The sequence below is a fragment of the Candidatus Weimeria sp. HCP3S3_B5 genome, from assembly GCF_052064335.1.
Classification (GTDB): Bacteria; Bacillota; Clostridia; order Lachnospirales; family Lachnospiraceae; genus Weimeria.
In genome coordinates, this window is sequence record NZ_JBQHVU010000014.1 from 64,984 (window position 1) to 72,801 (window position 7,818).

Genomic DNA, 7,818 nt, shown 5'->3' on the forward strand with positions numbered 1-7,818 from the left:
ATGAACGGAGGTACATTATGCCAAATATAAAACCTGTATCAGATCTAAGAAATTACACATCTGTCATTAATGAGGTGACATATGGAAACAGGGTTTACCTGACAAAGAATGGTCATGGACAGTTTGCGATAATAGATATGAAGGAACTTGATGATCTTGATAAGCAGAAGGCTCTAAACCATTTCCTGTCAGAAATGAACAAGGCAGAGGAATCCATCAGAACAGATGGAACAATATCTGCTGCGGATCTACGCAAAGAATTGGGGGTAGATGATTGAAAATCATAGAGTATTCGGAAGTTTCCAGACAGAAAATCACTGATTTAAGACAGTATTTGACCGAAGAATTTGGGGATGAGACTTCAAAGAAGATCGTTCGTAAACTCCTTGATACAATAGATAATCTTTCTCTGAATGAAAAGATGGGTGTTTCAGTGGCTGATGCACTGGGGATAGACAGTGATTACAGGTATCTTGTCGCTGTACATAATTATGTGTTTTACAGAATAGAAGAGAGCAGTATAGTTATCGTTAATATTTTTAATGATAGAGAAGATTTTATGTATCAGCTGTTTGGAATAAAGACCATTTCTGATGATGCTATTGATTATTGGGGAGAATAATACAAAGTTCAGTCAGACAGGAACAAGTTATGGATATAAACGACATCAGAAACAGCATAAACAGCCTCCTGCAGGGGGATGGCAGACAGATAGTCTTCTGGTATGATGAAGACGGCGGATACAGGTATGAGATCGAGAATGGCTTTTCGCTGGATAATGGGGCGAAGGTCTGGATTCTGACCGGAGACAATTCCTTTGAGACAAAGCTGCAGATAGAGAGACGGGATAAGGACTCTGATTACCTGATCTATGCGCCTTTTGCCAGGCCGTCGGATAAGGACAATATACTAGCGGATATGTATTATTACTCGAAGCACTTCTATTCTGACAAGCTGGTCCAGATAATGGGAGATATCGGCATACCGGCAGAATGTCTGGATGAGATGAAGAGATTCAAACGCTTCTGGAGTTCAGGAAATGTAGAGAAGTTCAAGGCACTGCAGATAGATGAATATACGCCTGAGAACATAGACTTAGGCATCATCTGTGTCCTTGCCAATGTGAAGACGACTAACTTCGAGGAACTGATCAGAAAAATGCTGCTTGGTGGACTTGAAGACAATGCGTCCCTTAAGAAGATGCAGACGTATAAGATAGATGGTTTCTTCTGGCAGTGCACTGCGAAATACTACGGATACAGGGATGAAGAACCGACACTCAAGAGATTCCTGATCACCATGATGATCACGTACATGGATGTGGTGACAGAAGGTAAGGCTCCTGAAGTATGGCGTTCATTCATCTCATTGAAGAAAAATGACTGTGTAATTTTCATGAAGAATTTCATGAACAGTGATGAGACACGGGGCTTCTATGATGACTTTGCGGAGCATTTTTCAGATGAGAAAAATGTCGCATCGGTATTCCGCGAGATACCTCTTGATGACCTGTATGCCTTTGATGCGCTGCCGCAGGTAGATGAGGATCTGATAGGCTGGATGATCAGCAAGATTGAGGATGGCATGCCTGATGAGCGAGTGGTCGGAATGACGATCCCTGAGATCTGTGATGAGAGGACGAAGCCGGCATATCACTATTCTGACAGGTATCATGACAGCTATATGCTCGTGAAGAATGCCCATCAGGTATATAAGCTGGTGACGCTGCATATATTCAGGCCGACAATAGATGAAGTGGTAAAGGACTATGCGGACAATGCCTATCTCATAGACCGTCATTACAGGATGTTCTATTACTATCTGGACAAGGTAGGAAATTCTGAAGAGACAGACAAGCTGCGTGGCCTGGTGGAGAACATCTATACCAATAAATACCTGACCGATTATTCCTTCAAGTGGAACCAGATACTTACGGATGAGGTATACAGGGATTATACCGGTTCAAGGGAAGAGGATTTCTTTGAGAACTATGTACGGCCGTTTATGAATGAAGACAGTCGAGAGGGCAGAGTCGTAGTCATCATCTCTGATGGTATGAGATATGAGGTCGGAAGGGAGCTGTACGAAGATCTCGAACTCGATGAGAAGTGCAAGGCGCAGATGCATCATATGCTAAGTGTCATACCGTCAGAGACGACACTTGGAATGGCATCCCTTCTGCCTCATAAGGACATTCAGGTAGATACAGAGCTGAATGTGACAGTCGATGGAATGAAGTGCGGTAACAGCATGGCAGACAGGCAGAAGATCCTTCAGAAGTATGTACCGGATGCAATCTGCGTAAGCTTTGATTTCCTGAAGAATGAGCCGCAGGACAAGGTCAGGGCACTTTTCCAGAACAAGAACCTGATCTATGCATATCAGAATCAGATTGATGTGCGTGGTGAGAAGAGAGAATCAGAGAATGAAGTCTTCAATGCCTGTGAAGAGGCTGTTAATGAGATAAAGACTGTCATACACCGTCTGACAGGATTTGTATCAGTGACCAGATATCTCGTCACGGCTGATCACGGCTTTATATACAAGAGAGATAAGCTGGCTGAGAGTGATAAAATATCGATGGACAAGTCTGCTCTTGATACGACGAATTACAGGTATCTGCTCTCGGATCACAAGGTAGATAATGAAGCACTGACCAGCCGTTGCCTGGCTTATCTTTCTGCGATGAACAAGGCTTATGTTACTACGCCGAAGGGTACTGATATCATCAAGCAGCGTGCCGGTGGCATGAACTATGTGCATGGTGGTTCATCCCTTCAGGAGATGATAGTGCCGGTGATAAAGGTAAATACCCTTACAGGAAAGCAGACGACGGATCTCGTGAATGTGGAGCTGAACTCATTTATTACAAGAGTGACTAACAGTGTATTTACCGTAGACTTCATGCAGATGGAGCCAGTCACTGATAAGGTGAAGCCAAGGAAGCTGGTAGCATTTTTCATAGATGCAGATGGTCAGAAGATATCGTTCGATGTCCCGATCATTGCCAATATTCGCGATACAGACGCAAGCAAGAGGGTCATCTCCGAGCGTTTTACCTTAAAGAGCGGTCACTACAACAGCGGACAGGATTACTACCTGGTACTTGTAGATATGGATGACGAATCAAATGTCATACAGAAGTACAAATATACGATAGACATAATGGATATGTGACAAGGGAGCCAATATGGATATAGTAGCACTGAATGGTAAGATAAATGAATTTGAGCTAAGACTTGCACAGCAGATGAGGGAATGGCTGTCCGGTAAGCTCCCCAAGATCACTGATGACTGGTGGCAGGAGCTTGTGATCAACAATCTGAGCAATATTCAGAGGACAAATGTCTACAACCAGAATGTCACGGAGATCCGGGGGCTTGATCTGGCAGAGCTTCTGCGTGTAGCCGAGCGTAACTGGTATGTCATAACGGACAGATATTATATGCCTGATACGGTGAGAGACCAGCTTCGTGAGATGCAGAGCATCCGTAATGACTGGGGACATGTGGTGCCGGATACCATTACGAAGAAGAAGGTGCTTAATGATACACAGGTGATCATCGATCTGATGGAGGCCTTCGGTGCTTCATCGACTGATACGATGGATATGCATTCATTCCTTATTGATGTGGAAGATGATAAGGAAATAAGTGAGACGAAGTCGGTTTCTGCACCGGTGCAGCCAGTTGCCTCTGAGCCTGTAAAGACAGCAGATTCAGAGATTACTGTCGGAAGCGTAGTGACATTCATTAGTGATCCTGATAAGGTTGGCGCAGTCATAGCTATTTCAGGCAATAATTACTCTGTCCTGGTAAATGGTGAGGTAAAGAATTTTTTCAGAGAGCAGATACAGCCACAGACAAAGGCGAATTCGAAGTATCTGTCACTAAAGGAAGTGAAGGCCTCACTTACCGCCTATCAGATCAGAAATCCGGGCAACAGCAATCTGTATTCCCTGAATGCGGCACGTATTGATTTCGTGCCGTACCAGTTCAGGCCGGCTCTGAAGATGATACATTCTGACAGCCCGAGGATCCTTGTGGCGGATGATGTCGGAGTAGGAAAGACAATCGAGGCCGGACTCATCATGAAGGAGATGGAGGCCAGGTCTGAGCTTTCATCCGTGCTCGTCATCTGTCCAAGGCCGCTTGTAGCAGAGCGCAAATGGCAGCTAGAGATGAAGAGATTCGATGAGAATTTCACTCAGCTTGATGGACGAGAACTCCAGGAGTGTATTCAGGAGACAGACCGCGATGGTGAATGGCCGGAGCGTCATTCCAAGACTGTAATACCATATTCTCTTTTCAATGAGGATTCTATCATGGGTACCCAGTCCACCTCGTCTAAGAGAAAAAAGAATCTGGGACTCTCAGAGCTTGACCCGGAGCCGCATTTTGATCTGGTGATCGTAGATGAGGCACACAATATAAGAAATGCCAATACCTGGATGTACCGTGGAGTGGAACTGTTCTGCCGGAATGCTGATGCTGTGGTATTCCTTACGGCAACACCATTACAGAACAGCAACAATGATCTGTACACTCTGCTCAATGTCCTGCGCCCTGATGTAGTAGTAGATAAGGATACCTTTGTCACAATGTCAGAGCCGAATGCATATGTCAATAATCTTCTTCGCATTGTAAGAAATCAGAAAGACGGATGGCAGGAAGCCGGCAAGGCAGAAATGTCCAATATACTATCCACTTCATGGGGACGTAATGTCATCCAGCATAATCCTGATTTCGAGGCTATCATGGATTTCCTCGACAAGGATGAGGTCACACGAGAAGAAAAGGTCGATGCGATAACCCGTATCCAGGGACTTCATTCCTTCAACAATATGATAAACCGTACAAGACGCCGTGATATAGAGGATTTCTGCATCCGTCGTACACAGACTGTGGACGCACCTATGACTGATACGCAGAGACAGCTCTATGATGCACTGATGGAGTTTGATGCACAGGTGCTGCTCCGACTTCATGGCAGTCAGAATGTGAGATTCATGATGTGCACCATCATGAGACAGGCAGCAAGCTGTATATTCGGGCTTGCTCCATTCATGAAGGATTTTGTCAGAAGAAAAATGGCTGAAATCGAGACCGATGGAGAACTCTATGATACCGGTGATCTGAGCTTCAATGATGATGAACAGAAATCTCTTAATGATCTGGCCTCTGAGGTGCAGGAACTATCGAAGAATCTGACTATGGATGATCCGAAGTTTGACAAGATGATGGAGGTCATTGATAAGAAGCAGAAGGATGATAACAACAGGGTCATCATTTTCAGCTCTTTCAGGCATACTCTCGCATATCTGAATAAACGCCTCAAGGAACAGGGAATCCGTGTAGGTCAGGTAGATGGTTCTGTACCGGATGAAGAGAGATATAATCTGCGTCAGAGATTCCTTCTCGACAGAGATGATCCTCATGCAATAGATGTGCTTCTGTTCAGCGAGGTAGGATGCGAAGGTCTCGACTATCAGTTCTGTGATACCATGATCAACTATGATCTGCCGTGGAATCCTATGCGTATCGAGCAGAGGATTGGACGTATCGACCGTCGAGGACAGAAGAGTGATACGGTTCAGATCTACAATATGATCACTGATGATACCATTGATGCCGTGATATATGACAGATGTCTGTCGAAGATCGGTGTATTTGAAGACAGTATCGGAGACTGTGGTGAGATACTTGGAGACATATCGGATCAGATATTCAAGATCATGTTTGATCCTGATCTCACAGACGAAGAGCGTACTGTAAAGATCGAGCAGATGGCTGATAATGAAGTCATGAAGACTCAGGAGATGAGAAAGCTTGAACAGGAAGAAAAGTCTCTGTATGGATTTGACCTGTCACGATATGTCATAGATAAGGATGTCCAGGATGCTGAGAATCCGTGGATCAGTTCACAGAGCATGAACCAGATGCTGAATGAATTCATGGATGATTTCCTCGGACCTGGAGAATACCTTCGTGGAAAGACTCCTGGCAAGATGCTCCGTCTGTCATCAGATAAGCGTCAGAAATTGCTTGATGATATCAAAGATATGGATCTGCCGTCCAACAACAATGCTGCAAAGATATGGAAAGCATATCTGAAATCCAATAAGCCTCAGCTTGCTGTTACCTTTGACAGCCAGTATGCAAAAGATAACAGGGATGTGACCTTCCTTACGCAGATGCATCCGTTCGTACAGGAAGCGGCTGCGTATGAAGCAAAGAAATTCCCGTGTGAGGTGGCAATCCGTGTAGCTGATCCTGATATTACATCAGGAGAGTATGAATTCCTTATCTACAACTGGGATTATGTAGGACTGAGACCTGACAAGAAGCTCGTGGCTGTGAGTGATAACGAGGCAGTGCAGAGCAATGTGCTTTCATTCCTTCAGTATGCTACAGAGGCTGTGTCTGATGAAGGCGGTCATGAGGACAAATGGAAAGAAATTGATGATATCCATTATGGCATCTGGCAGAAGGCAAAGGAGGAGTACAGGGCTAAGGTTGAGAACGAGTGTAATTTCAGACTTGATCAGCTCAATCATTCGAGCAGTCAGCAGGAAGCGATAGTACGGGATATGATCGACAAGGCTACTGATGATAAAATAAAGGTCATGAGACAGAGCCAGCTGCAGAATATCATCAACCGCAATCAGAAGCAACAGGATGAGATCAACGCAGCAATTGGCAAGGCTGATATTCATACAGACCTTCTTGTAAGAGGAGTGCTGTACGTGGATTAAGAGGAAGGACTAATGGCGAAGATAGATTATCGAAGCATATACGAGAAGAACAAACATGACTGGTATGCCATGACAGAGGAACCGCAGAAGTATGAGGCTCTTCTGGCAGGACATTACTCTGACTGCAATCATTTCGTATATGAGCTGCTACAGAATGCAGAGGATGAGCGTGCGACAAAGGTTGTCATAGAATACCGCAAAGACTACCTGGCATTCTATCATGATGGAGATCCGTTTGATGAGGCCGATGTAAGGGGCGTTTCTTCTATGTTTTGGAAATACTTATGAAACCATGTCAAATGTGCCACTGCCTCTGCATATGAAGAAATCAACGGAAGCAAAAACCACAGAGACCCCTGTAAAAATAAAATATACGGACATTCCGGAGAAAATAAAAGACCAATATGAAGGGACAGAGCTGGGAGATACATTTGATGCTATAGATGCTAGTCCTAATCTTGAAATCGAGTCGAAGAATAGCCGCGTGGAGATGAAAGAGGATGGAAGTGTTGATCTGACTTTTAATGCCTATGGTGGAGCACAGATTACAAGAAAGATGACAGTTTTTGTAAATAATCAGCCGGTAAAGATAGATAATGGTGATTATGTGAAATACAGGGTAAAGAAGAATAAGATGTGTCAGATAAAGGTGAAACTGGACAAGGCCAAAGTATCAGATGGAGATGTGATTTATGCGATAGCGGTCGATACAGGAAAAGACTATAGGCTGGGAGTCGAGCTCCTTGGAGGTCCAATTCTTGTCACGAATGGAGATTGAATTATGAAAAAAACGATGATTGCATTGCTGGTAGTATCTATGTGTATTCTTGTGGCATGTTCTGACATAAAAGAAACAAATAATGTGTCAAACGGCAAATTATTAGCGGAGGAAACGGCGTGTTATTTTCGACGATTTCTCCGCTCAACGGCATTTTATTTTCGGTGACGGCACAATCTTGGCGTAAGAAACGGCACGCTGTTCGCAGGCTTATTCCATAGCATAAGATGACCTTATGATATGAAATAAGGCTGTGAATGATCACAGCCTCTGGTACCTTTAAAAC

6 protein-coding genes are annotated in these 7,818 nt (G+C 44.2%); all 6 read left to right on the forward strand.

Annotated features, from left to right (window positions below):
* Positions 1-17 precede the first annotated feature (17 nt).
* From ACTNCK_RS08090 to ACTNCK_RS08115, 6 genes are read left to right on the forward strand one after another with little or no spacing between them, the layout of a single operon-like run.
* Positions 18-278 carry a type II toxin-antitoxin system prevent-host-death family antitoxin gene (locus ACTNCK_RS08090; protein ID WP_441081998.1) on the forward strand — a complete coding sequence of 87 codons (261 nt, stop codon included), beginning with the start codon at positions 18-20 and terminating at the stop codon, positions 276-278.
* On the forward strand, positions 275-622 hold the full coding sequence (locus tag ACTNCK_RS08095) for a type II toxin-antitoxin system RelE/ParE family toxin (RefSeq protein WP_441081999.1): 348 nt from the start codon (positions 275-277) through the stop codon (positions 620-622). Before ACTNCK_RS08090 ends, ACTNCK_RS08095 begins: the two co-directional genes overlap by 4 nt.
* A gap of 29 nt (positions 623-651) precedes the next feature.
* Positions 652-3,177, forward strand: coding sequence for a BREX-1 system phosphatase PglZ type A (gene pglZ, locus ACTNCK_RS08100; RefSeq protein ID WP_441082000.1), 2,526 nt, complete (start codon positions 652-654; stop codon positions 3,175-3,177).
* A gap of 13 nt (positions 3,178-3,190) precedes the next feature.
* Positions 3,191-6,754: a DEAD/DEAH box helicase gene (locus tag ACTNCK_RS08105; protein ID WP_441082001.1), complete on the forward strand. Its 3,564-nt coding sequence runs from the start codon at positions 3,191-3,193 to the stop codon at positions 6,752-6,754.
* A gap of 12 nt (positions 6,755-6,766) precedes the next feature.
* Complete coding sequence (locus ACTNCK_RS08110; protein WP_441082002.1) at positions 6,767-7,042, forward strand: hypothetical protein; 276 nt, start codon at positions 6,767-6,769, stop codon at positions 7,040-7,042.
* 31 nt (positions 7,043-7,073) lie between these two features.
* Positions 7,074-7,532, forward strand: a complete 459-nt coding sequence (locus ACTNCK_RS08115) for a hypothetical protein (protein ID WP_441082003.1) — start codon at positions 7,074-7,076, stop codon at positions 7,530-7,532.
* Positions 7,533-7,818 lie beyond the last annotated feature (286 nt).

Bases quoted from the DNA above. Each gene is read 5' to 3' on its own strand.
- ACTNCK_RS08105 (WP_441082001.1), top strand. From the start codon at position 3,191: ATGGATATAGTAGCACTGAATGGTAAGATAAATGAATTTGAGCTAAGA.
- ACTNCK_RS08110 (WP_441082002.1), top strand. From the start codon at position 6,767: ATGGCGAAGATAGATTATCGAAGCATATACGAGAAGAACAAACATGAC.
- pglZ (WP_441082000.1), top strand. From the start codon at position 652: ATGGATATAAACGACATCAGAAACAGCATAAACAGCCTCCTGCAGGGG.
- ACTNCK_RS08115 (WP_441082003.1), top strand. From the start codon at position 7,074: ATGAAGAAATCAACGGAAGCAAAAACCACAGAGACCCCTGTAAAAATA.
- ACTNCK_RS08090 (WP_441081998.1), top strand. From the start codon at position 18: ATGCCAAATATAAAACCTGTATCAGATCTAAGAAATTACACATCTGTC.